Annotated in this window: 22 protein-coding genes and 1 pseudogene; 18 read left to right on the top strand and 5 right to left on the bottom strand. The window is 69.7% G+C overall.

All coding sequences use genetic code 11. The features are described from left to right. The first annotated feature begins 169 nt into the window (after window positions 1-169). The gene (locus AB0O34_RS15080; protein WP_363915934.1) at window positions 170-655 is read left to right on the top strand and encodes an SRPBCC domain-containing protein; all 486 of its coding nucleotides are present in this window, start codon (window positions 170-172) and stop codon (window positions 653-655) included. A gap of 60 nt (window positions 656-715) precedes the next feature. On the opposite strand, the pseudogene AB0O34_RS15075 reads toward AB0O34_RS15080, so the two are convergent. Next, window positions 716-930 (bottom strand): annotated as a pseudogene (locus AB0O34_RS15075) (formate dehydrogenase accessory sulfurtransferase FdhD); the annotation flags it as partial. Between the two features lie 427 nt (window positions 931-1,357). Between AB0O34_RS15075 and AB0O34_RS15070 the strand changes: the two are divergent. Continuing rightward, window positions 1,358-1,843 (top strand): SRPBCC domain-containing protein, encoded by a 486-nt coding sequence (locus AB0O34_RS15070; RefSeq protein WP_363915933.1) that lies wholly within the window; start codon window positions 1,358-1,360, stop codon window positions 1,841-1,843. A 20-nt stretch (window positions 1,844-1,863) separates the two neighbouring features. Here AB0O34_RS15070 and AB0O34_RS15065 read toward each other — a convergent pair whose 3' ends face one another. Continuing rightward, on the bottom strand, window positions 1,864-2,811 hold the full coding sequence (locus AB0O34_RS15065; RefSeq protein WP_363915932.1) for a formate dehydrogenase accessory sulfurtransferase FdhD: 948 nt from the start codon (window positions 2,809-2,811) through the stop codon (window positions 1,864-1,866). Further along, window positions 2,808-5,021, bottom strand: coding sequence for an FdhF/YdeP family oxidoreductase (locus AB0O34_RS15060; protein WP_363915931.1), 2,214 nt, complete (start codon window positions 5,019-5,021; stop codon window positions 2,808-2,810). The genes AB0O34_RS15065 and AB0O34_RS15060 overlap by 4 nt, the downstream gene beginning before the upstream one ends. 225 nt (window positions 5,022-5,246) lie before the next feature. Between AB0O34_RS15060 and AB0O34_RS15055 the strand changes: the two genes are divergently transcribed. From AB0O34_RS15055 to AB0O34_RS15015, 9 genes are all read left to right on the top strand, one after another. Then, window positions 5,247-6,071 carry a biotin--[acetyl-CoA-carboxylase] ligase gene (locus AB0O34_RS15055; protein WP_363915930.1) on the top strand — a complete coding sequence of 275 codons (825 nt, stop codon included), beginning with the start codon at window positions 5,247-5,249 and terminating at the stop codon, window positions 6,069-6,071. A gap of 146 nt (window positions 6,072-6,217) precedes the next feature. Further along, a complete protein-coding gene (locus AB0O34_RS15050) occupies window positions 6,218-6,730 on the top strand; it encodes a PH domain-containing protein (RefSeq protein ID WP_363915929.1) in 513 nt (170 codons plus the stop codon). A 33-nt stretch (window positions 6,731-6,763) separates the two neighbouring features. Next, window positions 6,764-7,756 (top strand): adenylate/guanylate cyclase domain-containing protein, encoded by a 993-nt coding sequence (locus AB0O34_RS15045; RefSeq protein ID WP_363915928.1) that lies wholly within the window; start codon window positions 6,764-6,766, stop codon window positions 7,754-7,756. An 84-nt stretch (window positions 7,757-7,840) separates the two neighbouring features. Beyond that, a complete protein-coding gene (locus AB0O34_RS15040) occupies window positions 7,841-8,926 on the top strand; it encodes an S-(hydroxymethyl)mycothiol dehydrogenase (RefSeq protein ID WP_363915927.1) in 1,086 nt (361 codons plus the stop codon). Window positions 8,927-8,928: 2 nt separating this feature from the next. After that, on the top strand, window positions 8,929-9,546 hold the full coding sequence (locus tag AB0O34_RS15035) for an MBL fold metallo-hydrolase (protein ID WP_363915975.1): 618 nt from the start codon (window positions 8,929-8,931) through the stop codon (window positions 9,544-9,546). Window positions 9,547-9,765: 219 nt separating this feature from the next. Then, window positions 9,766-9,945, top strand: a complete 180-nt coding sequence (locus AB0O34_RS15030) for a (2Fe-2S)-binding protein (protein ID WP_363915926.1) — start codon at window positions 9,766-9,768, stop codon at window positions 9,943-9,945. A 16-nt stretch (window positions 9,946-9,961) separates the two neighbouring features. Further along, window positions 9,962-10,456, top strand: coding sequence for a bacterioferritin (gene bfr, locus AB0O34_RS15025; protein WP_363915924.1), 495 nt, complete (start codon window positions 9,962-9,964; stop codon window positions 10,454-10,456). Between the two features lie 295 nt (window positions 10,457-10,751). After that, window positions 10,752-11,420, top strand: a complete 669-nt coding sequence (locus AB0O34_RS15020) for a response regulator transcription factor (RefSeq protein ID WP_155339464.1) — start codon at window positions 10,752-10,754, stop codon at window positions 11,418-11,420. A gap of 11 nt (window positions 11,421-11,431) precedes the next feature. Further along, window positions 11,432-12,703, top strand: coding sequence for an ATP-binding protein (locus tag AB0O34_RS15015; RefSeq protein WP_363915923.1), 1,272 nt, complete (start codon window positions 11,432-11,434; stop codon window positions 12,701-12,703). 97 nt (window positions 12,704-12,800) lie between these two features. On the opposite strand, the gene AB0O34_RS15010 is transcribed toward AB0O34_RS15015, so the two are convergent. Then, a complete protein-coding gene (locus tag AB0O34_RS15010; RefSeq protein ID WP_363915922.1) occupies window positions 12,801-13,427 on the bottom strand; it encodes a GtrA family protein in 627 nt (208 codons plus the stop codon). Between the two features lie 187 nt (window positions 13,428-13,614). Here AB0O34_RS15010 and AB0O34_RS15005 point away from each other — a divergent pair, with 187 nt between their 5' ends. From AB0O34_RS15005 to purE, 3 genes are all read left to right on the top strand, one after another. Further along, window positions 13,615-14,562 carry a hypothetical protein gene (locus AB0O34_RS15005; protein ID WP_363915921.1) on the top strand — a complete coding sequence of 316 codons (948 nt, stop codon included), beginning with the start codon at window positions 13,615-13,617 and terminating at the stop codon, window positions 14,560-14,562. A gap of 74 nt (window positions 14,563-14,636) precedes the next feature. Beyond that, window positions 14,637-15,806 (top strand): 5-(carboxyamino)imidazole ribonucleotide synthase, encoded by a 1,170-nt coding sequence (locus tag AB0O34_RS15000; RefSeq protein WP_363915920.1) that lies wholly within the window; start codon window positions 14,637-14,639, stop codon window positions 15,804-15,806. Then, window positions 15,806-16,333 (top strand): 5-(carboxyamino)imidazole ribonucleotide mutase, encoded by a 528-nt coding sequence (gene purE, locus AB0O34_RS14995; protein ID WP_363915919.1) that lies wholly within the window; start codon window positions 15,806-15,808, stop codon window positions 16,331-16,333. The genes AB0O34_RS15000 and purE overlap by 1 nt, the downstream gene beginning before the upstream one ends. Before the next feature lie 13 nt (window positions 16,334-16,346). Here purE and AB0O34_RS14990 read toward each other — a convergent pair whose 3' ends face one another. Continuing rightward, window positions 16,347-17,666, bottom strand: coding sequence for a UDP-glucose/GDP-mannose dehydrogenase family protein (locus AB0O34_RS14990; protein WP_363915918.1), 1,320 nt, complete (start codon window positions 17,664-17,666; stop codon window positions 16,347-16,349). Between the two features lie 175 nt (window positions 17,667-17,841). Between AB0O34_RS14990 and AB0O34_RS14985 the strand changes: the two genes are divergently transcribed. The 4 genes from AB0O34_RS14985 to cphA all read left to right on the top strand — a co-directional run bounded on the left by AB0O34_RS14985 (window position 17,842) and on the right by cphA (window position 24,775). Next, window positions 17,842-19,005 (top strand): acyl-CoA dehydrogenase family protein, encoded by a 1,164-nt coding sequence (locus AB0O34_RS14985; protein ID WP_363915917.1) that lies wholly within the window; start codon window positions 17,842-17,844, stop codon window positions 19,003-19,005. Between the two features lie 396 nt (window positions 19,006-19,401). Continuing rightward, window positions 19,402-20,994, top strand: a complete 1,593-nt coding sequence (locus AB0O34_RS14980) for a glycoside hydrolase family 44 protein (protein WP_363915916.1) — start codon at window positions 19,402-19,404, stop codon at window positions 20,992-20,994. Window positions 20,995-21,224: 230 nt separating this feature from the next. Continuing rightward, on the top strand, window positions 21,225-22,052 hold the full coding sequence (locus tag AB0O34_RS14975; protein WP_363915914.1) for a cyanophycinase: 828 nt from the start codon (window positions 21,225-21,227) through the stop codon (window positions 22,050-22,052). A 44-nt stretch (window positions 22,053-22,096) separates the two neighbouring features. Then, on the top strand, window positions 22,097-24,775 hold the full coding sequence (gene cphA, locus AB0O34_RS14970) for a cyanophycin synthetase (RefSeq protein ID WP_363915913.1): 2,679 nt from the start codon (window positions 22,097-22,099) through the stop codon (window positions 24,773-24,775). Window positions 24,776-25,036 lie beyond the last annotated feature (261 nt).

The raw sequence follows: 25,036 nt of genomic DNA, 5'->3' as shown, positions 1-25,036 counted from the left end.
GAAGACCGAAGCGGCCGGCTCGTCCGTTGGAGACCGGGGTGTGGCTGGGTCACACCCCGGTGCACCCCCTAGTGGGTGCGGGTGGGCTGCACAAAAGGCGGATTCCCCGGCCGAGTGGTGAGATATTTACAGCGCGTAGGGGTCCCGGCAAGACGAGAGGACACGACAGATGAGCGTCACCAGCCTCGACAAGGACTTGGCCAACTTGACCCTCACCCTGGTGGCCGACTTCGAGGCCCCCGCCGATCGGGTGTGGCAGCTGTGGGCCGACCCGCGGCAGCTGGAGCGCTGGTGGGGGCCGCCGAGCTTCCCGGCGACCGTGGAGGAGCACGACCTGACCCCCGGCGGCAACGTCACCTACTTCATGACCGGTCCTGAGGGCGAGAAGTTCCGCGGCTGGTGGCGGATCACGTCGGTCGACCAGCCGGCCTCCCTGGAGTTCGCCGACGGGTTCGCCGACGAAGACGGGGCACCGGTCGACGACATGCCGACCACCATGATGCAGATGCGGCTCATCGAGCACGACGGCGGCACCCGGATGGAGCTGCGCTCGGCCTTCGACTGCTGGGAGCAGATGCAGCAACTGGTGAGCATGGGCATGGCAGAGGGACTGCAGCAGGCGGTCGGCCAGATGGACGCCCTGCTCGCCGGCTGACAGTGATCATGCCGATCTGAGCCCCAGGAGGACAATGCTCCTGGAAACGGCCGGTCCGGGTCAGTCGCCCTGGCGGGGGGACGACGCGATGCGGTCGGGGCCGGCGTAGATGTTGAAGCGCTCGCCTCTGAGGAAGCCCATGAGGGTCAGGCCGAACTCTCTGGCCAGGTCGACGGCCAGGGACGAGGGCGCCGAGACGCCGCAGACCATGGGCAGCCCGCCGCCTGGGCCTTCTGCATGATCTCGTAGCTGGTCCTGCCGCTGACGAGCAGGAGCTTTCGGAGAGTTCTCATCCCTTTACAGCGGGTGGATGCCGGGTTAACTTACAACCGCACGGTTGTACGGGAATCGTCCGACGAGGGCTTGGACCACCTTTCCACGCACTGGCCGACGCCGCCCGCCGCGACATCCTCCACCGCTTTGTCAGGGCGAGCTGTGGTGTCGCGACTGGCCGAGGCATGCCCGGTGATCTTCGCCGCGGTGCGGAAGCACGTCGCAGGTGCTGGAACGTTCCGGTCTGAGTCACCAGGGAGCGCCGCGGAAGGGAGCGGCTCGTACGCACGACCCCGATGCCTTATGGCCGTCGAGGCTGGTCTTCGGCCAGCTCGAAGCGGTATGTCACGGGCGAGTTCACCAGACGTCCGGCCTGCTCGCGCAGGTCCCCGGCCCAGAAGAGAACAACCTGACGAGAGGACACGACAGATGAGCGTCATCAACCTCGCCGAGGACTTCGAAAACCTGAGCCTCACTCTGGTCTCCGACTTCCGCGCCCCGGCCAGGCGGGTGTGGCAGCTGTGGGCCGACCCGCGGCAGCTGGAGCGCTGGTGGGGACCGCCGAGCCACCCGGCGAAGGTGGAGGAGCACAACCTGACCCCCGGCGGCAAAGTCACCTACGTCCTCACCGGTCGGGACGGTGACATGTACCGCGGCTGGTGGAACGTCACGGCGGTCCACGCGCCGACGTCCCTGGAGTTCACCGACGGGTTCGCCGACGAACACGGGAGACCGGTCGCCCACCTGCCGATGACCAAGATGCACATGCGCCTCATCGACCACCACGGCGGCACCCGGATGGAGCTACGCGCGTCCTTCGACTCCCGGGAGCAGATGGACCATCTGGTGGCCATGGGCCTGATGGATGGCCTGCCGCTGGCGGTCGGCCAGCTGGACGTCCTGCTCGCCGTCTGACCGATCCCTGGCCCGGTGAGTCAGTCGCATTGGCCGGGGCCTGAGGTGATGCGGTCGGGGCCGGCGTAGATGTTGAAGCGCTCGCCTCTGAGGAAGCCGACGAGAGTCAGACTGAACTCCCTGGCCAGATCCACGGCCAGGGAGGACGGGGCGGAGACGCCGCAGACCATGGGCAGGCCCGCCGCCAGGGCCTTCTGCATGATCTCGTAGCTGGTCCTGCCGCTGACGAGCAGGAGCGACGAGCTGAGCGGCAGCCGCTCGGACATCAGGGCCCACCCGACGAGCTTGTCCACGGCGTTGTGCCGCCCGACGTCCTCCCGCAGGGCGAGCAGGGATCCGTCCGCCGTGAACAGCCCCGCGGCGTGCAGGCCCCCCGTCTTGCCGAAGATGCCCTGGGCCTTCCTCAGCCGGTCGGGCAGCTCGTAGAGGACCTTGGCGGGGACCGGCGGAAGCAACCGCGAGGACGTCCCCTCCCCGGGCGCCTTCCCCTCCAAGGAAGCCTTCTCCAAGGAAGCCTTCTCCGAGGATGCCTTGTGCTCCATGGAGGTGTGGCGGGCGTGGAGGGCTTCGAGGCTGGCGGTGCCGCAGACGCCACAGGCGCTCGATGTCAGGAAATGTCGTTGCATGGTGGGTAGTTCGGGGAGCGTCGCCCCGCGCAGCCGTACGGTGACGGTGTTGTAGCGGGCCTCCGGCGGGAGGTCCTCGTCGGTGCAGTACGCGATCGAGGCGATGTCCTCCGGTCCCGCGATGCCCTCGCCCGAGAGGAATCCCGCCGCGAGCTCGAAGTCCGCTCCCGGTGTCCGCATGGTGATCGCGAGAGTACGGGTGGCGCCGCCCGCGGTGATCCGGATCTCCAGCGGCTCCTCGGTGGCGAGATCGTCCCGGCGGTCCCTTGCCGTGCCCCCGGAGACCTCGCGCACGCGCACCCGCGCCGTCGGCCCCGGCCTCACAGGTCCCACGGTCGTCATGGTGCGGCCTTTCTGAGGGTCACGACGGCGTTGTAGTCGGGGATCCGCGCGTCGGGGGAGCGGCGGGCCACGTCCAGCAGCACGTTGCCCTCCGGCCAGTGGATCTGGAGGTTGCCCGGGGTCAGCGGCGCACGCATCACGCGCCCGGTGAACCGCCCGGCGGCACCGCTCAGCACCACCTCGGTGCCGTCGGGCAGCCCGAGCCGGTCGGCGTCGTACGGGCTCATCAGCACGGCCTCCCGGGTTGCGCCGTTGAAGCCGTCACGCCGCTCGTGGACCATGCTGTTGAACTGCTTGCCGCGCCGGGTGGCGACCATGAAGGAGCCGTCCGGGCGTTCGAGCCGGGGCGGCTCGACGGGCGAGAAGTGGCCGAGCCCGTCGGCGGTCGGGAAGCGCCCGCCGGGACAGAGGTGCCGCCCGCCGTACTGCACGTTGTCGCCGAACTTCGCGAGCCCGGCGATCCCCGCGTAGAACGGCACGGCGTCCTCGATGTCCCTGCGGATCTGGGGTGTTCCTCCGGGGTACCGGATCTTGTCCGCCAGCTCCGGGCGGGCGCGGGCCGCCAGCTCGGTGAAGATCTTCCACTCCGGCCACGCCTCCCCGATGCGGGGCCCCTGGACTTCGGGGGAGAAGATGACGCGGCGCTCGGTCGAGGTCTCGGTCACCCCGCCCTCCATCTCGTACCGCGTCTGCGCCGGCAGCAGGAGGACGTCGCCGTCCGACTCGACCAGCATCTGGCTGGACAGCACGATGTCGACGTGGACCCGGAGCGAGAGCCGGGACAGCGCGTCGCGGCAGTAGGCCGGGTCGGGCAGCACCTCCAGGAAGTTGCCCCCGGAGGAGATCAGCACGTCCAGCTCGCCCGCGTGGGCGGCGTCGATCATGTCGGTCGCGGTGAGCCCCGGCGCGCAGGGGACCTCGAAGCCCCACTTCTCGCTGAACCTCCCGGCGTTCTCCGGGGTGATCGGCAGGCCGCCCGGCAGACCCGTGGCGTAGGCGCCCATCTCGGCGCCGCCCTGCACCCCGCTGTGCCCGCGGATCGGCATGAGCCCGCAGTTGTCCCGCCCCACGAAACCCCTGGCCAGGGCCAGGTTCACGATCGAGCGGACGTTGTCCTCGCCATAGGAGTGCTGGGTGATGCCCATCGACCAGACCAGCACGGCGGACTTCGCGTCGCCGAGCAGCTTGGCCAGCTCGTACATCTGCTCCCGCGTGGCGCCGCTGAGGGCCTCGAGCGTCTCCCACGACTGCCCGGACACGGCGGCCCGTACGCCCTCGAAGCCCGAGGTGTGCTGGTCGATGAACGCCTTGTCCAGCCAGTCGTTCTCGACGAGGTGCTTGAGCACGCCGTTGAGGAAGCCGATGTCGCCCCCGACGTTCACCCCGAAGAAATCGTCGGTGATCTTCGTGCCGAACAGCGCGGACTCGGCGTTGGACGGCACCCAGTAGCGCTCCATGCCCGGCTCGCGGTAGGAGTTCACCATCGCGATGCGGGTGCCCGCCTTCTTGGCGTGGAACAGGTACTTCATCGCGACGGGCTGGTTGTTCGACGGGTTCGACCCGATGAACACGATCAGGTCGGAGCCGATCCAGTCGGTGTAGGAGCAGGTGGTCGCGGCGGCGCCGATGGTCTGCTTGAGCGCGACCGTCGAGGGCGAGTGGCAGATGCGCGCGGCGTTGTCGACCGAGTTCGTGCCGAGCGCGCGCACGGCCTTCTGCGCCGCGAAGTAGTTCTCGTTGGGGACGCCCCGGCTGGTGAGGTACACCCCGAGCTTCGTGCCGCGCAGCCGGGACGCGGCCAGGTCGAGCGCCTCCTCCCAGCTCACGCGGGTGAACCCGGGCTCGCCCCGGCGCCGGAGCATGGGGTACGGCAGGCGGCCGAGGTCGCGTAGCTCCGCGCTCCTGAGCTTGGCCAGCGGGGCCACGTCGGCCAGCACAGAATGGTCCAGCGGAGGCATGGTGTTGAGCTTGAGCAACCGCAGGCGGATGTTGCACAGGTGGATCTCGTCCATGGTCCAGTCGCGCATGCCCCGGGTGCCGAGGGCGCAGCCGTCGCAGGTGCCCTCGTTGAGGATGCGCCAGGCGAAGCGCCGGTTGCCCTTCACCGACCGGAACGCCTTCCACAGCTCCAGATAGTTGTTGGGTTTGCGCTCGCCGATGCCGAAAGGCTTCCAGCTCGCCCAGTTCCGAGGGTCCAGACGCTTGCTCACCGGACGTTCACCTGTTCCTTGTGCCTGCCTGCCGGTCATTCCCGGGGCTACTCATAGCATCACCTTTCACCCTGTTTGACTAACCATGGATCACGCCGGCATCCCAGAGCACGGGTCGGGCCGCTTGGTCACCCACGGTCAAAATTATGGTGGCGGTACGTAGTGTTCGCCGGTCGTGCGGGTAAGCGGGCCGCGCCACTCCGCGCGAGGGAGGAGGATGGAAGCGTGCTTGACTCGCCGTACACCGATCTCGACCGGCCGCCGCTCTCGCAGGCGGCGCTGAGCCGCGCCGTCGTCCGGCCCGGCGGCCTCTGGTCACAGCTGACCGTCGTCGACCGCACCGGGTCCACCAACGCTGACCTGGCCCAGGCCGCCCGCGACGGCGCGCGCGAGGGCGCCGTGCTGATCGCGGAGCTCCAGCTCGCGGGTCGCGGCCGGCTCGGCCGCGTGTGGACCGCCCCGGCGCGTTCGGGGCTGACCTTCTCCCTGCTGCTGCGCCCGGCGGTCCCCCCGGCCACGCAGGGGTGGATCACGCTGCTGGTGGCGCTGGCCGCCGCGTCCGCCATCCGCCGCGTCGCCGAGCTGGACGTACGGCTGAAGTGGCCGAACGACCTGCTCGTCGGTGAGCGCAAGATCGCGGGAGTGCTGGCCGAGCGGGTTGAGGGCGCGATCATCGTCGGCATGGGGCTCAACGTGTCGGTGCGCGCTGAGGAGCTGCCGGTCACCACCGCCTCCTCGCTCGCCGTCGAGGACGCCAAGTGCACCGACCGCGACCCCCTGATCAGGGCCGTGCTGCGCGAGATCGAGTCGCACTACCGCGAGTGGCTCGCGGCCGGCGGCGACGCCGACGCGTGCGGGCTGCGCGCCGCCTACACCGCGATGAGCGCCACGGTCGGCCAGGAGGTGCGGGTGGAGCTTCCCGGAGAGCGCCTGCTCACGGGCGTCGCCACCAGTGTGGACGGCTCCGGGCACCTGATCGTCCGTGCCGACGGCGTCGACCACGCCATCAGCGTGGGCGACGTGGTCCACGTCAGGCCCGCCGCCAAGTAGACCAAGCACGGCCGCCTGTGACGGCCGTCCGGGTGGGTGCGCGAGCGTCAAGAAGGAGCCAAGGGAATGTCCTGGTTGGCGGAGCTTCGGCCCGGCACGAAAGATAGGGCAGACGTGGGGGAGATCGGCGTGCCACGATTTGCCCCATGGGTCTCCCTGAACATCATCTGACGGCGGGGGAACGAGTCGTCCACTCGTTCCATCCCCACTGGAAGCGCCTGATACTGCCCTTCTTCGCGCTGATCCTCGTCATCGCCGCCTCTAGCACGGCGTTCTACTTCATTCCCGTGGACTACGAGTACGTCCGTTACGCTTGGATCGCGGTCGCCGTGGTGTCCGTGGTCGCGCTGGCGCTCTGGTCGTTCATCCCGTACTTGCGGTGGAAGACGACGTCGTACACGCTCACGACCCACCGGTTCAACATCAGCACCGGCATCTTGAGCAAGTCCGACGACGACATCCCGCTGGCCAAGGTCAACAGCGTCAGCTCCGACCAGACCTTCGTCGAGCGGATGCTCGGCTGCGGGACCCTCGTGGTCGAGTCCGCCTCCGACAAGGGCGAAATCAATCTCAGGGACATTCCCAAGATCCAGGCGGTCAGGTCGGAGCTGTTCCGGCTGGTGGAGGACGCATCCGACGGAGATATCGACGGTCGGTGAGATATGCCCCGAACGTGGCGTAACCTCCTGAAGGTGCGTGAGACCGAGACCGCGGGACGTCCGACAGCCGAGCAGATCGAGCGGCTGTTCGTGGGTTCCACGCCTCGCCATACGCGCGGGGAGGTGGCGAGGCGGGCCGGGGTCTCTTCGGAACTCGCCCAGCGCATCTGGCGCGCGCTCGGGTTCGCCACGCCCGCCGACGAGACCCCCGCCTTCACCGACGCCGACGTGGAGGCGCTGCGCCGGGTGGGCGGCATGCTCGGCGGCGAGCTGATCGACGAGGCCACGGTCGTACGGATGGCCAGGGCGCTCGGCCAGACCACGGCCAGGCTCGCCCAGTGGCAGGCCGAGATCATGATCGGGGCGATGCTCGACCCGGCGGAGGCGCCGAGCGACAAGGACCTGGCGGGCGTCATGGCGACCTCCCGCAAGCTCCTGCCCGACTTCGAGCGCCTGCTCGTCCACGTCTGGCGGGCCCAGCTCGCCGCGGCCGGCACCCGCCTGCTCACGATCACCGACATGAACACCGAGACGGTGCCGGGCCGCCTGACCCTCGCCGTCGGGTTCGCCGACCTGGTCTCCTTCACCCAGGTCTCCCGCGAGCTGGACGAGCAGGGCCTGGCCGAGCTGGTGGAGAGCTTCGAGGCCAGGACCTCCGACGTCGTCGCCGCGCACGGCGCCCGGGTGGTCAAGACGCTCGGGGACGAGGTCCTGTTCACCGCCCCCACCGCGGAGACGGCCGCGCGCGTCGCGCTGGAGCTGGTCGACGTGATCCGCGACGAGGGCAGGGAGGTGCGTGTCGGCCTGACGTACGGCCCCGTACTCCCGATCATGGGCGACGTCTTCGGGACGACCGTGAACCTCGCCGCCCGGCTGACCGCCATCGCCCGTCCGTGCACGGTGCTCGTCGATCCGGGTATGGCCGGGGGGATCGAGGGCAGGCCGGGGCTCGTGGCCCAGCGGATCCGCCGGCGACCGGCCCGCGGCCTCGGCGTGATCCAGCCCTACGTACTGCGCCGGTCTTGACGGGCCGCACCGGTCGTCAACATTCTGAACGCCATTGATGTGTCGACACACGTTGATGTAGGTCATTAAAGGGAGGGACCCACCATGCCGTACGAAGTCCAGGGTGTGATCGCAGAGGGCAAGGGCGAGGCCGTGTCGGTGCAGACCGTCATCGTCCCCGACCCGGGGCCCGGCGAGGCGGTCGTGAACGTGCAGGCCTGCGGCGTGTGCCACACCGACCTGCACTACCGCGAGGGCGGGATCAACGACGAGTTCCCCTTCCTGCTCGGCCACGAGGCCGCGGGTGTCGTCGAGGCCGTGGGCGCCGGCGTCACGAGCGTCGCCCCGGGGGACTACGTGATCCTCAACTGGCGTGCCGTCTGCGGCAACTGCCGCGCGTGCCTGCGCGGCCGCCCGTGGTACTGCTTCGCCACCCACAACGCCACCCAGAAGATGACCCTCGCCGACGGCACGGTGCTCAGCCCCGCCCTCGGCATCGGGGCGTTCGCCGAGAAGACGCTGGTGGCCGCCGGACAGTGCACCAAGGTCGACCCGGACGCCCGGCCCGCCGTGGCCGGTCTGCTCGGCTGTGGCGTGATGGCCGGTCTCGGTGCCGCGATCAACACCGGCGGGGTGTCCCGCGGTGACTCGGTCGCCGTCATCGGGTGCGGTGGCGTCGGGAACGCGGCCATTCTCGGCTCGTCGCTCGCGGGCGCCGCGAAGATCATCGCGGTGGACGTGGACGACCGCAAGCTCGGCCTGGCCGGGCAGTTCGGCGCGACCCACACCGTAAACTCCAAGACCGCCGACCCCGTGGAGGCGATCCGCGATCTCACCGGCGGGCACGGCGCCGACGTCGTGATCGAGGCCGTCGGCCGGCCCGAGACCTACAAGCAGGCCTTCTACGCCCGCGACCTCGCGGGCACGGTCGTGCTGGTGGGCGTCCCGACCCCGGACATGACCCTTGACCTGCCGCTGCTGGACGTCTTCGGCCGGGGCGGCTCGCTGAAGTCCTCCTGGTACGGCGACTGCCTCCCGAGCCGCGACTTCCCCATGCTGATCGACCTCTACCTGCAGGGCAGGCTCAACCTCGACGGGTTCGTCTCCGAGACGATCGAGCTCGACCAGGTCGAGGACGCCTTCGCCAAGATGCACCGCGGCGAGGTCCTCCGTTCGGTGGTGGTCCTGTGACGATCGGGAAGCTCGTCACCTCGGGCACCTTCACGCTGGACGGCGGCACCTGGAACGTCGACAACAACGTGTGGTTCGTGGGCGACGACCACGAGGTGGTCGTCATCGACGCCGCGCACGACGCGCAGGCCATCCAGGACGCGGTGGGCGGCCGCCGGCTGAAGGCGATCATCTGCACCCACGCGCACAACGACCACATCAACGCCGCGGGGGCGCTGGCCGACGCCACGGGTGCCCCGATCCTGCTGCATCCCGCCGACGCCGTCCTGTGGGAGATGGTCTACGGCACGGCGCGGCGGTACGAGCCGCTGCACGACGGTGACGTGATCGAGGTGGCGGGCACCGCCCTGCACGTGCTCCACACGCCCGGCCACGCTCCGGGGGCCGTCAGCCTGCACATTCCCGACCTCGGGGCCGTCTTCACGGGTGACACGCTCTTCTCGGGCGGGCCGGGGGCGACCGGCCGGTCGTACTCGTCCTTCGAGACGATCATCGACTCCATCAGGGACCGGCTGCTGACCCTTCCGCCGGAGACCGTCGTGCACACCGGTCACGGCGACTCGACGAGCATCGGCTCCGAGGCCCCCGACCTGGAGAAGTGGATCGCCCGAGGCCACTGAGCGGCCAGGAATCACTGACTTCGCCTGCCGCCACAGACCGCCACAGACCGGCATAGACCGGCACGGACACGGCAGCGCGAGGTCAGTGACCCAGTGTCGTCTCAATGACGGGGTGAAGGCAGCGTCAGTGTTGCGCAGCTCACATAGGCAAGCCTTACCGACATGGGTTATCTTAGGTGTGCCTAACCTACTTCCCCTGTCGCGAAAGGCACTCCTCGCATGTACGTCTGCATCTGCCGAGCCGTGACCGACAGCGACGTTCACGACTGTATCGCCGCAGGTGCGAAGAGTGCGCGCCAGATTCGGGATGTCACAGGCGCCGGCAAGGACTGCGCGACATGCGTCCGGAAGATTTGTGCAATGCTGAAGCGATCTGAGGAACTTGTCGCGACGGCATAGAACAAGGGGCTTGCATATGCAGGGGGACAAAGACATCATCGCTCTGCTGAACGAGCAGCTGACATCCGAGCTCACGGCGATCAACCAGTACTTCCTTCACGCCAAGCTGCAGGAGCACTGGGGATACACGAAGCTCGCCGCGTATACGAGGGCCGAGTCCATCGACGAGATGCGGCACGCTGAGGTGCTCACCGACCGCATCCTGATGCTGGAGGGCCTTCCGAACTACCAGAAGCTCGGCACACTGCACATCGGGCAGACCGTCAAGGAGCAACTGGAGGCCGACCTTCAGCTTGAGGTGGAGGTGGTCCAGCGCCTGCGTCCCGGCATCCAGCTGATGCGGGAGCGCGGTGACGCGACCTCGGCCCGCGTCTTCGAGGGAATCCTTGAGGACGAGGAGCACCACATCGACTACCTCGAGACCGAGCTGCAGTTGCTGAACACACTCGGCGAGGCTCTCTACCTGCAGCGTTTCGTGGAGCTTCCGGACGGTTCGGGCTCCAGCTCGTAGCCCTCCGGGGACTTTTTAGGACATTTTTGCTCATGTCGCCGAGACCGGTGGCTGAGACCGCGTCCGCGACACGGCCCGCCGGGCTCATCCGGCGGGCCGTCGGCGTCTCGCGGCGTGTCCCCGGCGTGTCGGGACCGCTCGGCGCGGATAGAGCTGGTGCGCTTGGGGTACCAGGTAGTGCGGGAGGGCTCATCCCCCTTTCTCCGTCTTTGCCCAGGTCAATTGCTGGGTCAACGACAAGTCAAACCGCGCGCTGTACCCGGGAAACGATCGCCTAAGGTCCTACGATCGCTTTATGACCTGCGTACTTCTCGCCGAGGATGACACCTCGATCTCCGAGCCCCTGGCGCGCGCGCTGCGCCGAGAGGGCTATCAGGTGGAGGTGAGCCCCGATGGCCCGCAGGCCCTGGAAAGGGCTCTGTCCGGGGGCGTCGACCTCATCGTGCTTGACTTGGGCCTACCGGAAATGGACGGCCTGGAGGTCGCCCGCCGCATTCGCGCCGAAGGGCACGGCACGCCCGTGCTGATCCTGACGGCGCGTGTCGACGAGGTGGACACCGTGGTCGGTCTCGACGCGGGGGCCGACGACTATGTGACCAAGCCGTTCCGGCTCGCCGAGCTACTGGCCCGTGTCAGGGCGCTGCTGCGGCGCGGCACCTCTGAGACCCCCGTGGTCCAGGGCGTGCGCATCGACGCCGACTCGCGGCGTGCCTGGATGGGAGAAAAGGAGCTGCATCTGACCACCAAGGAATTCGACCTGTTGCGCGTGCTCGTACGCGACGCCGGCAAGGTCGTCACCCGCGAGCAGATCATGCGTGAGGTGTGGGACACCAACTGGTGGGGTTCGACCAAGACTCTCGACATGCACATCTCGTGGCTGCGCCGCAAGCTGGGGGACGATGCCGCCAAGCCGCGATATATCACGACGGTTCGGGGAGTTGGCTTCCGGTTCGAGCGCGAATAGCCCATAGCTAGATGCGCCGTAGGTTGCTGTCTTCGACCTTGGTAGTCGCGGCCATCGCGGTCCTGCTCCTGGGTGTTCCGCTCGGTCTGGTGGTGACCCGCCTCATCAACGACGAGGCGGTCCAGCAGCTCAGGGCACAGGCGACGCTGCTGCTCAGCCAGGTGGAATACGCCCGCATCGAGGATCGGCCCATAGACCCCGACGAGCTGCAGCGGCAGTATCCCAACAGGTATGTCCAGATCTTCATTCGCAACAGCCCGACGGTCATCGTCGGTACGGAGCCGCCCCCCGATCGGCAGATGACCGAGGAAACCCATTCCGAGAGTGGGGTCTATGTCCGGATAACGCGTGACCGAGCCCAGGTCGAACGGAACATCCGGGGATGGCTCCTGCTCATCGTGGCCCTGGCCGGGCTCGCACTCGCGGTCGCGGTGTCGCTCGCCGTCGTGCAGTCACGCCGGCTCACCCTGCCGCTCCTGGATCTCGCCAGGATCGCGGAGCGGCTGGGCTCCGGTGACGCCCGGCCGAGCAGGCACCGCTACGGCATACCCGAGCTCGATCGGGTGGCCGAGGTGCTCGACCGGAGCGCCACCCGCATCGCCGACCTGCTGAGCCGCGAGCGCGAGTTCGCGACCGACGCCTCCCACCAGCTCCGCACGCCCCTCACGGGGCTGACCATGCGACTGGAGGAGATCGTGGCCGCCGCCACCGAGCCCGCGATCGTGCGCGAGGAGGGCGAGGCGGCGATCGTCCAGGCCGAGCGGCTCACCGCCGTCATCGACGAGCTTCTCGCCGCCGCCCGGCGGCAGCGCCACGCGCAGGCGGAGGCCATCTCTGTGGACGAGGTGCTGCGCCAGCAGATCACCGAGTGGGAGCCGGCCTTCCGCAGGTCAAGGCGGTCGCTTCATCTCGAAGGAAGGCGCGGCCTGCGCGCGCTCGTCAGCAAGGGCGGGCTGAGCCAGGTGGTGTCGACGCTACTGGAGAACTCCCTGGAGCACGGCGACGGCCCGGTGACGATCACGACGGGCAGCTCGGACAAGTCCATCGTGATCGAGGTGGCCGACAAGGGGCCGGGGATCCCCGAGCATCTTCGCGCGCGCGTGTTCGACCGCAACGTCAGCGGCGCGGGGGGTACGGGGCTCGGGCTGACGCTGGCCCGGGCGCTCACCGCCTCTGACGGCGGGCGCTTAGAGCTGGTGCGGCCGCGACCGGCGGTGTTCGCGCTCTTCCTGCGCCCCGCCGACGAGACGGCACGGCACCGCGTGGTCAGCGGTCCGGCGTGACGCCGGGTGTCCGGCTCGCGTTCAGGGCCTGGAGGACCGCTCAGGCTCAGGCCTGACAAACCAGACTCAGGCTCAGAACTTGGCGGTCTGTGCCGGCTCAGAGCTTGGTGGCCCGCTCCGGCGGGGGCGAGAAGGTGGCGTGGTGGCCGTCGCCGTTCAGACGGGCGGGATCCCCCAGCTGGATGCCCGGAGCGGCCGGCGGTGGCACGGTACCCTGTGAACCCTGGTGGGGGGTGTGGGGCGACTCCTCGCCCGTCTCGGGGAGCCCGGTGTGCGGGTCGACAGAGGGCAGCTCCGGCGGCAGGAAGACCCACTTCTTGTACGACCAGAAGCGGAACAGCGTGCCGAGGACCGTGCCGACGATAAGCGAGATGTTGTAGCTCAACGGGTCGGTCATCTTGAGCGTGTACTCGACGAAGCCGATGATGAGCAGCGAGATCAGCAGGCCGATGCCGTTGAGCACGAAGAACAGGAAGTACTCGCGGGCGAGGCCGGTCTGCTCGCGGTGCCGCCACGTCCAGTAACGGTTGGCGAGGTAGGCCAGCGTGGCGGCGACCACGGTCGCGAAGACCTTGGAGGTCAGCGGCCCGAGCTGCACGCCGTACCGCAGCAGGTTGGTGCTGCCGAAGTCGACCACGAAGGCGACGGCGCCTACCGTGCCGAACTTGGCGAGCTCGCGGAACAGCGAGGAGAACCTGTCATACAGGCGACGAATGAGCTGCACAACAGTCCTTCCTAGGTTCCGAAGCACCCAGGTTACCGGTGGTCCGGCGGATCTCGCGTCCGGTCACGCAAGCTCGTCAAAAACACTAATTGGCGAAATATCCGGACTTTCACGGGTAGTAACTGACATGGTGCGCTAGGCTGCGCCGCAGATCGCACAGGTGTGCCCTGGAGAGGTGGCTCCTAGCGTGCTGCGCCGATTGGTCGCTCTTGGACTCAGTGCCGCCCTGCTGACAGGCTGTGGCGCACAGGCCGACGGTCAGCCGGACCGGACGGCCACGCCCAAGGCCGTGGCCGCCCCCGCCCAGACCGTGGGCCCCGACGACGCCGCCACCGCGTTCGCCCTGCTCAAGGAGCTCGACGACGCCTGGAAGAAGCACGACTGCGCCAAGGTCGCCTTCCTCACGACCTCGGCGGAGGGCGAGCTGGGCGCCCGTGCCTGCGAGGCGGTCAAGAACGGCCGTCCAGCCCCCGCACCTCTGGACTACAGCAAGGTCGACTATTTCCTGCCCGACCGTGCCGCGGAGCATCCGTGGTTCGTCGCGCTGGCCCACCGGCCCCATCCGTCCTACTTCCTCTTCGCCCGCGAGGAGGAGCGCTGGCGGCTCGCGTACGGCCCCATCCGGCTCCTGGGGGACGCTCCCGAGCTCGACGCCCAGCAGACGACCCGTGCCGTGCCCACCGACGATCCCGACGACGGGGTCCGCGCCCGGCTCGTGCCGCAGAAGCATCTGGCCTTCCTCTCCGACCGCGCGGGGCTGAGCGGCGTACGGTTCGCCACGGGTGACCCGATGCGCGCCCTCCTCACCGAGCTGACCAAGAAGCCGGGCATCGTACGGCCCGACCGGCTCAGCTCCGACGTCCAGCTCGTACCGTCCGAGACCAGGGCCCTCGGGCTGGTCGACGGCGGCGCGCTGGTCTTCCACGCCCTCAAGATCATGTACATCCAGAAGACGGGCGCGCGCAGGCTCGCCCACCCCCTCTTCGGCGCGGACGCCGTGCGTGCCTTCACCGGCAAGGCCGGAGTCAAGGCCATCCACGCCAGTGAGGTGGTCCTCCTCGCGACCAAGGTCACCGCCGACGGGAAGCTGACCACCGTGGCGATGACCAGAGGCCTCGCCGACATCACCGCCTGACCCTCGCGGGGTCCGCGTACGGCGGACCGGCCGACATCACGGCCACCTGATGGTCCTGGGTAGGGTTTGAGCTTGTGACCAGTGTTGTGACCAGGGGCGAAACGCCTCCCATCGGGCCCGTCGTCGGCATGGTCGGCGCGGGCCAGCTCGCCCGCATGACCCAGCAGGCGGCCATCGCGCTCGGCGTCGAGCTGCGCGTCCTCGCCAACTCCCTCGACGAGAGCGCCGCCCGCGTGATCGCCGACACGCGGCTCGGCGACTACCGCGACCTCACCGTGCTGCGCGAGTTCGCCGCCGGCTGCGACGCGATCACCTTCGACCACGAGCACGTGCCCACCGGCCACGTCCAGGCCCTCGCCGCCGAAGGCCTCGCCGTACACCCGGGGGCCGAGGCGCTCGTGCACGCGCAGGACAAGGCCGTGATGCGCGAGCGGCTCACCGCGATCGGCGTCCCCTGCCCCGCGTGGGCCCGGGTCTCGTCCGCCGACGACCTTGAGGGCTTCGGCAAGGAGCACGGCTGGCCGATCGTGCTCAAGGCCGTGCGCGGCGGCTACGACGGCCGGGGCGTCTGGGTCTGTTCCTCCGTGGAGGAGGTCACCGAGGTGCTGGCCAGCGGCACCGAGCTGATGGCCGAGGCGTTCGTGCCCTTCGAGCGCGAGCTCGCCGTCCTGGTGGCGCGGTCGCCGCACGGCCAGGGGGTCAGCTACCCGGTGGTGGAGACCGTCCAGCGGGACGGCATCTGCGTCGAGGTCATCGCGCCCGCGCCGAGGCTCGACCCTGAGGACGCCGCGGTGGCACAGCACACCGCGCTCCAGATCGCCAACGAGCTGGGCGTCACCGGCCTGCTCGCGGTGGAGATGTTCCAGCTCCCGGGCGGCACGATCATGGTGAACGAGCTGGCGATGCGCCCGCACAACAGCGGCCACTGGACCATCGAGGGCGCCCGCACCTCCCAGTTCGAGCAGCACCTGCGCGCCGTCCTCGACCTGCCACTGGGCTCGCCCGCCCCGGCGGCGCCCGTCGTGGTCATGGTCAACGTGCTCGGCGGGGACGATCCCGGCCTCTTCGGCCGGTACGAGCACGTGATGGCCCACGATCCGGGCGTGAAGATCCACTTTTACGGCAAGGAGGTGCGGCCCGGCCGGAAGATCGGACACGTCACCGCGCTCGGCACCGACCTCGACGAGGTACGGGCCCGCGCCCGCCACGCCGCCGTCCACCTGGCCACGGGGGAGTACGTCTGATGGCCGCGAGTCCTGTGGTCGGCATCGTGATGGGCAGCGACTCCGACTGGCCGGTGATGCGGCTCGCGGCCGAGGCGCTGGGCGAGTTCGGCGTCCCCTTCGAGGCCGACGTGGTCTCCGCGCACCGCATGCCCCAGGAGATGATCGCCTACGGCGAGCAGGCGGCGTCCCGGGGGCTCCGCGTGATCATCGCGGGCGCCGGGGGAGCCGCTCACCTGCCTGGCATGCTCGCGGCCGTGACCCCGCTCCCGGTCATCGGCGTGCCGGTGCCGCTGAAGTACCTCGACGGCATGGATTCGCTGCTGTCCATCGTGCAGATGCCCGCGGGGGTGCCGGTGGCCACCGTGGCGATCGGCGGCGCCCGCAACGCCGGGCTGCTCGCCGTGCGCATCCTCGGTGCGGCCTCCGAGGAGCTGCGCTCGAAGATGACCGGCTTCCAGGCCGCTCTGAGGGACCAGGCGCACGCCAAGGGCGCCCGGCTCCGCGTGGAGGCCGAGACCCTGGGAGGCCCCGGCCCGACCGGCTGAGAACGGCCTGAAGCTAGGGGCGGCCCAGCGCGCGGTAGTGCCAGCCCGAGGCGCGCCAGGTCTCGGCGTCCAGCGCGTTGCGGCCGTCCACGATCTTGCGGGCGGCCACGACGCCGCCCAGCTTCTCGGGGTCGAGGTCGATGAACTCCTGCCATTCGGTCAGCAGCAGCACGACGTGCGCGCCGCGCGCGGCGTCCAGCGCCGAGGAGCCGAAGCCGAGGGTCGGATGGGCCCTGCGGGCGTTGGCGAGCGCCACCGGGTCGTAGATGGTGACCTTGCCGCCCTGCTCGCGGATCTTCACGGCCACGTCCAGCGCCGGGGAGTCGCGGATGTCGTCGGAGTTGGGCTTGAAGGCCGCCCCGAGCACCCCGACCGTACAGCCGCGGAACGAGCCGCCCGCCAGCTCGCGGGCCAGGTCGACCATGCGGGCCCGGCGGCGCATGTTGATCGCGTCCACCTCGCGGAGGAACGTCAGCGCCTGGTCGGCGCCGAGCTCGCCCGCGCGTGCCATGAACGCCCGGATGTCCTTGGGCAGGCAGCCGCCGCCGAAGCCGAGGCCGGGGTTGAGAAACCGGCCGCCGATGCGCTCGTCGAACGACAGCGCGAGCGACAGATCCTTGACGTCGGCGTGCGCCGCCTCGCAGACCTCGGCCATCGCGTTGATGAAGGAGATCTTGGTGGCCAGGAAGGCGTTGGCCGCCACCTTGACCAGCTCGGCGGTCGGGTAGTCCGTGATGATCAGAGGAGTGCCCTCCGCCAGCATGGGTTCATACACCTCGCGCATGACCTTTTCGGCCTTGTCCGAGACGACGCCGAGCACGATGCGATCGGGATGCATGGTGTCCCGCACGGCGAAGCCCTCGCGCAGGAACTCGGGGTTCCACGCGAGCTCCACCAGCTCACCGGCCGGCGAGAGCCGTACGAGCTTGTCGGCGAGGCGCTGGGCGGTGCCGACCGGTACGGTCGATTTGCCGATGACCAGGCACTCACGGGTGAGGTAAGGGGCGAGCGACTCGACGACGGCGTCCAGGTAGGACACGTCGGCCGCGTACTCGCCCTTCTTCTGCGGGGTTCCCACGCAGACGAAATGCACGTCGCCGAACTCGGCGGCCTCCTCGTAGGAGGTCGTGAAGCGTAGCCGCCCCGACTCCAGCCCGCGCTGGAGCAGCTCCTCCAGCTCGGGCTCGTGGATGGGAAGCTCGCCCGCCTGCAGGCTGGCCACCTTCGCCGGATCCACGTCCAGCCCCAGCACTTCGTAGCCCAGCGCGGCCATGCACGCCGCGTGCGTGGCACCCAAGTATCCGGTCCCCAGGACCGTCAGGCGATAGGACACGAGCGTGCTCCTTCCATGTACGGCTGTCGACCCCATCTTTACCGTTACGTTGCCGAGGCATGTTACCGGGCTCCCTACCTCCTGCAACAGTACAAATGGGACATTTCGCCGGAGGGGTGACTTCCATATACCCCTGCTTCGGCCACCGTATTGTTGGACGTCCTAGTATTTGTCCATGAGCTTCCCTCTCTACGCGCCCGCCGAAGAGCACGAGATGCTGCGCGAGACCGTGCGGGCACTCTCCGATGAGAAGATCGCCTCGCACGCCGCCGCCGTCGACGAGAACGGCGAGTTCCCGTGGGAGGCGTACAAGGCACTCGTCGCCGCCGAGCTGCACGCCGTGCACATCCCTGAGCAGTATGGCGGGGCCGGGGCCGACGCGCTCGCCACCGTGATCGTAATCGAGGAGGTCGCGCGGGCATGCGCGTCGTCCTCCCTGATCCCGGCCGTCAACAAGCTCGGCACGGTGCCGCTGCTGCTGTCCGCCTCCGAGGAGCTCAAGCAGCGCTACCTGGCCCCCGTGGCGCGCGGTGAGGGCATGTTCTCGTACGCCCTGTCCGAGCCCGAGGCCGGCTCCGACGCCGCCGCGATGAAGACGCGCGCGGTCCGCGACGGCGACCACTACGTGCTCAACGGCACGAAGATGTGGATCACCAACGCGGGCGTGTCGGAGTTCTACACGGTCATGGCCGTCACCGACCCGGGGGCCGGCGCCCGGGGCATCTCCGCGTTCGTCGTCGAGAAGGACGACGAGGGCGTGAGCTTCGGCGCCAAGGAGAGGAAGCTGGGGATCAAGGGATCGCCCACCCGGCAGGTCATCCTGGAGAACGTGCGGATCCCCGCCGACCGCATGATCGGCGAGGAGGGCACGGGCTTCAAGACCGCCCTCGCCACCCTCGACCACACGCGCATCACCATCGCCGCCCAGGCCCTCGGCATCGCCCAGGGCGCCCTCGACTACGCCATCGGGTACGTCAAGGAGCGCAAGCAGTTCGGCAAGCCCATCGCCGAGTTCCAGGGGCTGCAGTTCATGGTCGCCGACATGGCGATGAAGCTGGAGGCCGCCCGGCAGCTCACGTACGCGGCGGCGGCCAAGTCCGAGCTCGGCATGCACGGCCAGAAGGTGGCCGACCTCACCTTCTTCTCCAGCGCCGCCAAGTGCGCCGCCTCCGACGCCGCCATGGAGATCACCACCGACGCCGTCCAGCTCCTCGGCGGCTACGGCTACACCCGCGACTACCCGGTAGAGCGCATGATGCGCGACGCCAAGATCACCCAGATCTACGAGGGCACCAACCAGATCCAGCGCATGGTCATGGCCCGCCAGCTCCTCAAGTAAACCCCTGAAATGCGCGAACCCCGTCTCCCTCCTCTGGGCGGCGGGGTTCGCTGTATCCTCACGGGACTCTGAAGTCGATCTGCAGGTCGCCGTGCGGCCGAGAGGCCGGATTCGTGGGCTGCGTGCAACTTTCAGGCTGTCCTCCTGAACCGCGGCCGGGTCGGTACGGGGCGGGCAAGGCTTGAGCAGGAAACGCACCTAGTCAGGGGCCAAGAATTCTTGGTACCGCCTGGCCGCCCGCCCTCGCGCGACCGCAGCACCTTGACTCGGGTGAAGCATCCGGTCAGGCTCCTCGATTGTTGACCGACGGATCTATTGACGGGAGCGTCGATGATGGGTGCTCAACGGCGGCGGAAGCTGCGACCGGCCACGACGCTCGGCGTAGCAATGTCCTTCGTGGCGGGGACATTGACCGTCCAGGCGGCCCTGGACCCGGCTGTGGCCGCAGCGGGTCCCACGTTGTCGGTGGACCTGTCCGCCGCCCGGCATGCGATCAGTCCGGACATCTACGGCATGAACGGCGCCGCCCCGGCGTTCGCCGCCGAGATCGGCCTGCCGGTGGCGCGCTGGGGCGGCAACGCGAGCACGCGTTACAACTTCAAGAACCACACCTACAACACGGGAAGCGACTGGTACTTCGAGAACATCGTCGCCGGGCCCGACAACACGGTTGAGGCGTTCGTCAAGACCAACCAGGACCGCGGCACCAAACAGGTCGTCACCGTGCCGATGAGCGGGTGGGTGGCCAAGGACTCGCCCGGCCAGCACCCGTTCGCCTGCGGATTCCCTGCCAGCCGGTTCCCCGCTCAGGATGGATTCGACCAGTGGGACCCAGGCTGCGGCAACGGCAGGCTCAACAACGCGAACCTCACCGGGGCGGTGCCTGAGGACACCTCGATCCCGGTGAACGCCTCGTTCGACGGCGAGATGGTGTCGCATCTCGTGAGCCAGTTCGGTAAGGCGGCGCGCGGCGGCGTGTCGATCTACGAGCTCGACAACGAGCCGGTGTTGTGGAACTCCACGCACCGCGACGTGCACCCCGAGGCGGTCTCGTACGACGAGCTGGGCAGCAAGAGCACCGCGACCGCCGCGGCCATCAAGGCCGCCGACCCGGGCGCGGCGGTGCTCGGCCCGTCCGGCTGGGGATACTGCGAGTGGGTCGCGTCCGGAGTGGACGGATGTGGGCCGGGCGCCGACGCGGCCGCGCACGGCGGGCTCAACCTGTCGCAGTGGTGGCTGAAGAACATGAAGGACTACAGCGACGCGCACGGCGGCAAGCGCATGCTCAACTACTTCGACCAGCACTACTACCCGCAGATCAATGGCGGGAAGGACCCCGAGTCCAACGCGTGGCGGCTGCGGTCCACGCGTTCGCTGTGGGACCCGACGTACGTCGAGGAGTCCTGGATCGGGCCCACGGGCGTGAACGCGCCGCCGCTGCAGTTCATCCGCAAGATGAAAGAGTGGGTCGCGCAGTACTACCCCGGCACGAAGACCGCGATCACCGAGTACAACTGGGGCGCGCTGGACGACATCAACGGCGCCCTGGCGCAGGCCGACGTCCTCGGCATCTTCGGGCGTGAGGGTCTCGACCTCGCCACCATCTGGGGCGAACCCCAGCCGACGCAGCCCGGCGCCTACGCGTTCCGGATGTATCGCAACTACGACGGCGCGGGGAGCCGGTTCGGTGACGTGAGCGTGTCGGCGACCAGCAGCGATCAAGGCCAGCTGGCGGTGTACGGGGCGCAGCGCTCGCGCGACAAGGCGCTGACCCTGATGGTCGTCAACAAGACCGGCGGTGAGCTGACCTCACCGTTGTCGATCGCCGGACTGCACGGCGATGCCAGGGCGCAGCGATTCACCTACAGCGCGGCCGATCTCAACTCGATCGTGCGCGGTGACGATCTCAGGGTGCACCAGGGCCGGGTCAATGCGGCGTACCCGGCGAATTCGATCACCCTGCTGGTTCTGCCGGGGCAGCGGCGTTGATGGTTCCCGGAAGGGAGCGGCCCTGGTCGGCCGCCCCCTCCCGGCCTAGACGTGTAATCACCTCGCGGCGAGAGTTTCCAGCGGCAGACCAGCACGGCCAGCACGTCCGCGGCGCCCTGCGCTCCGAGTAACGCGAGCACCCGCGCTCCCAAACCGGCCCATACGGGGCGATCTAGTTGCTGTCGGTTGATATGTGGCAACTAAGGGTAACAACCGGTCGAGGAGGGAGCATGGACGCGGACGAAGGGGATAAACCCGGTGATCCGGGCCGCCTGCTTATCATCGGGGGCGCCGAGTGCTGCGGTTCCGGCCTGCTCGAGCGGTTCGTGGAGCTGTCTGGCGGCGAGGCGGCCCGGATCGTGCTGGTCACTACGGCCACCGGGGCGCCCGAGGAGGTGCACGCCGACTACGAGCGGGTGTTCCGCAAGCTCAGCGTGGACCACACCAGGGAACTGCGGCTACGCGGGCGCTCCGACGCCGACGGCGACAACGCGGCCAAGCTCCTCGACGACGCCACGGGCGTGTTCTTCTCCGGCGGCGACCAGTCGCGGCTGCGCGCCCTGGTCGGCTCGCGGGCCAACGAGATCCTGCGCGACCGGCTGCGCGCAGGCGGCGCGGTCATCGCCGGGACCAGCGCCGGCGCCACCGCCATGGGCCGCACGATGATCCTCGGCGGCGAGGGCCCCGGCGTGTCCGCCGCCACGGTCCGCACCGGCCCCGGGCTCGGCCTGCTCCCGAAGGCGCTCATCATCGACATGCACTTCAGCGAGCGCGGCCGGCTCCCCCGGCTGCTCAGCGCCATGGCGCTCGACCTGGAGTACCTGGGCGTCGGCATCGGCGAGAACACCGGGATCCTGGTCGACGGCACCCGCTTCGAGGTGCTCGGCACCGGCGTGGCCACGGTGGCTGACGGGCGGAACGCCACGGTCATCCACGCCGCCGGGGACGAAGACCCGATCACCCTGTTCGGTGTCCGGCTGCACCTGCTGCCCGCCGGGTGCGTCTTCGACATCGCGACCCGCGAGGCTTCCATCGGGCCCGCGCACGACCGGTACTGATCACCGCCGGCCCGCCCATCCGCCCAACCCTTAGGGAGTGTTACGTGCGTCTCGACGACCTGCGTCACCTGAGCGGACCTAACTCTTTCAGCACCCGGCCGGTCACCGTCGCGCGGCTCGAGCTCGAGGAGCTGACCGGCCGGAAGACCACCGAGTACCCGGGCTTCGCCGGTCGGCTGACCGCGGCCCTGCCCGGGCTGGCCGAGCACCACTGCGCGGCCGGGCGTCCGGGCGGGTTCCTGGAGGCGATGGCCCGGGGCACCTACTTCGGCCACGTCACCGAGCACGTGGCGCTGGAGCTGTCCAGCCTGGTGGGCCGCGACGTGCACCTGGGCCGGACCATGTGGGCCGGCGCCGACGGCCGCTACGACGTGATGACCGAGTGCCCGCAGGACGAGCCCGCGCAGTCCTCGGTGCCGGCCGAGCTGCTGGAACTGGCCATCACCACGGTCCAGCACATTCTTCTTGAACGCATCCCCGACCTGCCGCTCGAACTGGCCAGGATCGCTCGGGTCGTGGAGCGGGAGCGCCTCGGCGTGAGCACGGCCGCGCTCGCGGGCGCGGCCCGCCGCCGGGGGATACCGGTCCGCCGGGTCGGCCAGCTGAGCATGCTGCGGCTCGGCTACGGGCGCTATCGCCGGCTGGTGTGCGCCGCGCTGACCGAGCAGACGTCGGTGATCGGTGTGGACATCGCGGCCGACAAGATGCTGGCCAAGCAGCTGCTGACCGGCGCGGGCATCCCGGTGCCCGATGGGGTGGTGGCCCGGAGCGCGGCCGACGCCGCCGGGGCGCTGGGCCGGCTCGGCGGGCCGGTCGTGATCAAGCCGCTCCATGGCAACCACGGTGCCAACGTGACCGTCGGCGTGACCACCGCCGCGGCCGCGGCCGCGGCCTACGCCCAGGCGGCGGCCGGCGACGAGGGCGCGATCGTGGAGAAGTTCGTGCCCGGCACCGACTACCGGGTGCTGGTGGTCGATGGCCAGGTGGTGGCCGCGGCCGAGCTGCGGCCGGCCTCGGTGACCGGCGATGGTGCCTCCGACATCGCCCAACTCGTCGACGTGGTGAATGCCGACCCGCGCCGGGGCGAGGGCCACTCCCGAGAGCTGACCAAGATCAAACTGGACGAGCGCGCGCTCGCGCACCTGGAGGCCCAGGGCCTGGGCCCGGGGTCGGTCCCGGCCCGCGGCCGGCTCGTGACCCTGCGCCGGAACGCGAACCTGTCCACCGGCGGAACCAGCCGCGACGTGACCGACCTGGTGCACGAGGACGTGGCCGACGTGTGCCGCCGGGCCGCGGCAGTGGTCGGCCTGGACGTCTGCGGCATCGACGTGCGGCTGGCCGACATCGCGGCACCGATGCGGTGCGGCGGGGCCGGTCACGGCGGGGCTGAGCCCGGGGCCGTGATCGAGATCAACGCGTGCCCGGGGCTGCGGATGCACCTGTCCCCGGCGGAGGGCGCGCCGCGGGACGTGGCCGGCGCGGTGATCGACAGCCTGTACCCGCCCGGCGCCCCATCCCGGGTCCCGGTCGTCGCGGTCACCGGGACCAACGGGAAGACCACGACGGTCCGCATGATCGGCCACATCCTGAGCAAGGCCGGGATGCGGGTGGGGATGTCCACCACGGACGGGGTCTACTCCGGCGGTCGGCTGGTCTACGACACCGACGCCTCGGGCCCGCGGTGCGCGGACATGGTGCTCGACGACACCAGCATCGAGGCCGCGGTGCTGGAGACGGCGCGCGGCGGGATCATCCGCGGTGGGCTCGGCTACGACCGGGCCGACGTGGCCGTGGTCACCAACATCACCGCCGACCACCTGGGCGCGGATGGTGTGGAAGATCTCGACGAGCTGGTCGAGGTAAAGGCGCTGGTCGCCGAGGAGGTTCGCGAGGGCGGGACCGTGGTGCTGAACGCCGACGACCCGGTGGTCGCCGCGCTCGCCGACCGGCCGCGGGTGCGCGGGCACGCGTCCGTGATCAGGTATTTCAGCCTGGTGAACGGCAACCCGGTCATCGAACGGCACCGGCAGGCGGGCGGCCTGGCCTACGAGCTTCGCAACGGCGAGCTGGTCGAGTTCGATGCGGACCGGGAGCGGGCGCTGCTCAGCGTGGTCGAGCTGCCCGGCGCGTTCGGCGGGCTCGCCCCGCACGTGATCGCGAACGCGCTGGCCGCGGTGGCGGCCTGCCGCGGGCTCGGGGTCAGCGCCAAGGACATCCGGCGCGCGCTGGGCACGTTCACGCCGGGCGAGTCGAACCCGGGGCGCGGCCACGTCTACCTGGTCGGCGGCGGCCCGGTGATCGTGGACTACGGCCACAACGCCGCCGCGCTCGACGCGACAGGCCGCATGATCAGCGATGTCTGGGGCGGCGAGCCCGTGGCGGCGATCACGCTGCCCAGCGACCGCCGCGACGACCTGGTGGCCCGCTCGGCCGATGCCGTCGCCGCGTGGTTCGGCCGGGTCGTCGTCTACGAGGACGCCGACAAGCGCGGCCGCCGGCCCGGTGAGATGACCGGCCTGATCACCGCGGCCATGCGCCGGGCCCGGCCCGGCATCGGCCTCGCCACCGCCGAAGGACCGGAGGCTGCCCTGCGCACCGCGGTCACGATGGCCGCCGGCCACCCGGTCCTGTTCCTCTACGAGAAGCTAGCCATGGCCCGCCAGGCCCTTGAGGCCCTGAACGCCTGCCCCTGGCCCGCCGACGCGGTCCCGCCCGCAAAGTAGGCCGCTGAACAGTAAGAACCCGGTCCCGAGGAAGCTCCGGGACCGGGTCCGCCGGGTCGGACGATCTTAGGAGCGTCTGACCTGTTCATAGCCTTACCGGGCGTATTTCAGACATGACGCGGTCGGGGGGCCTGGCGACCGCCTGCGTTCGTGATCGCCGAGGCGAACTCCCTCGCTCGGGGCAGCAGGATGATCTGGGTTCTTCCCGTGACCCGGGCGGGCTCGGCCTTGCACCGAGCCCGCCGCTCGAACTCCACCCGG

The sequence above is a fragment of the Sphaerisporangium sp. NPDC088356 genome (assembly GCF_040685555.1).
Lineage (GTDB): Bacteria > Actinomycetota > Actinomycetes > Streptosporangiales > Streptosporangiaceae > Sphaerisporangium.
This window is presented reverse-complemented; position numbering and strand designations above follow the sequence as displayed.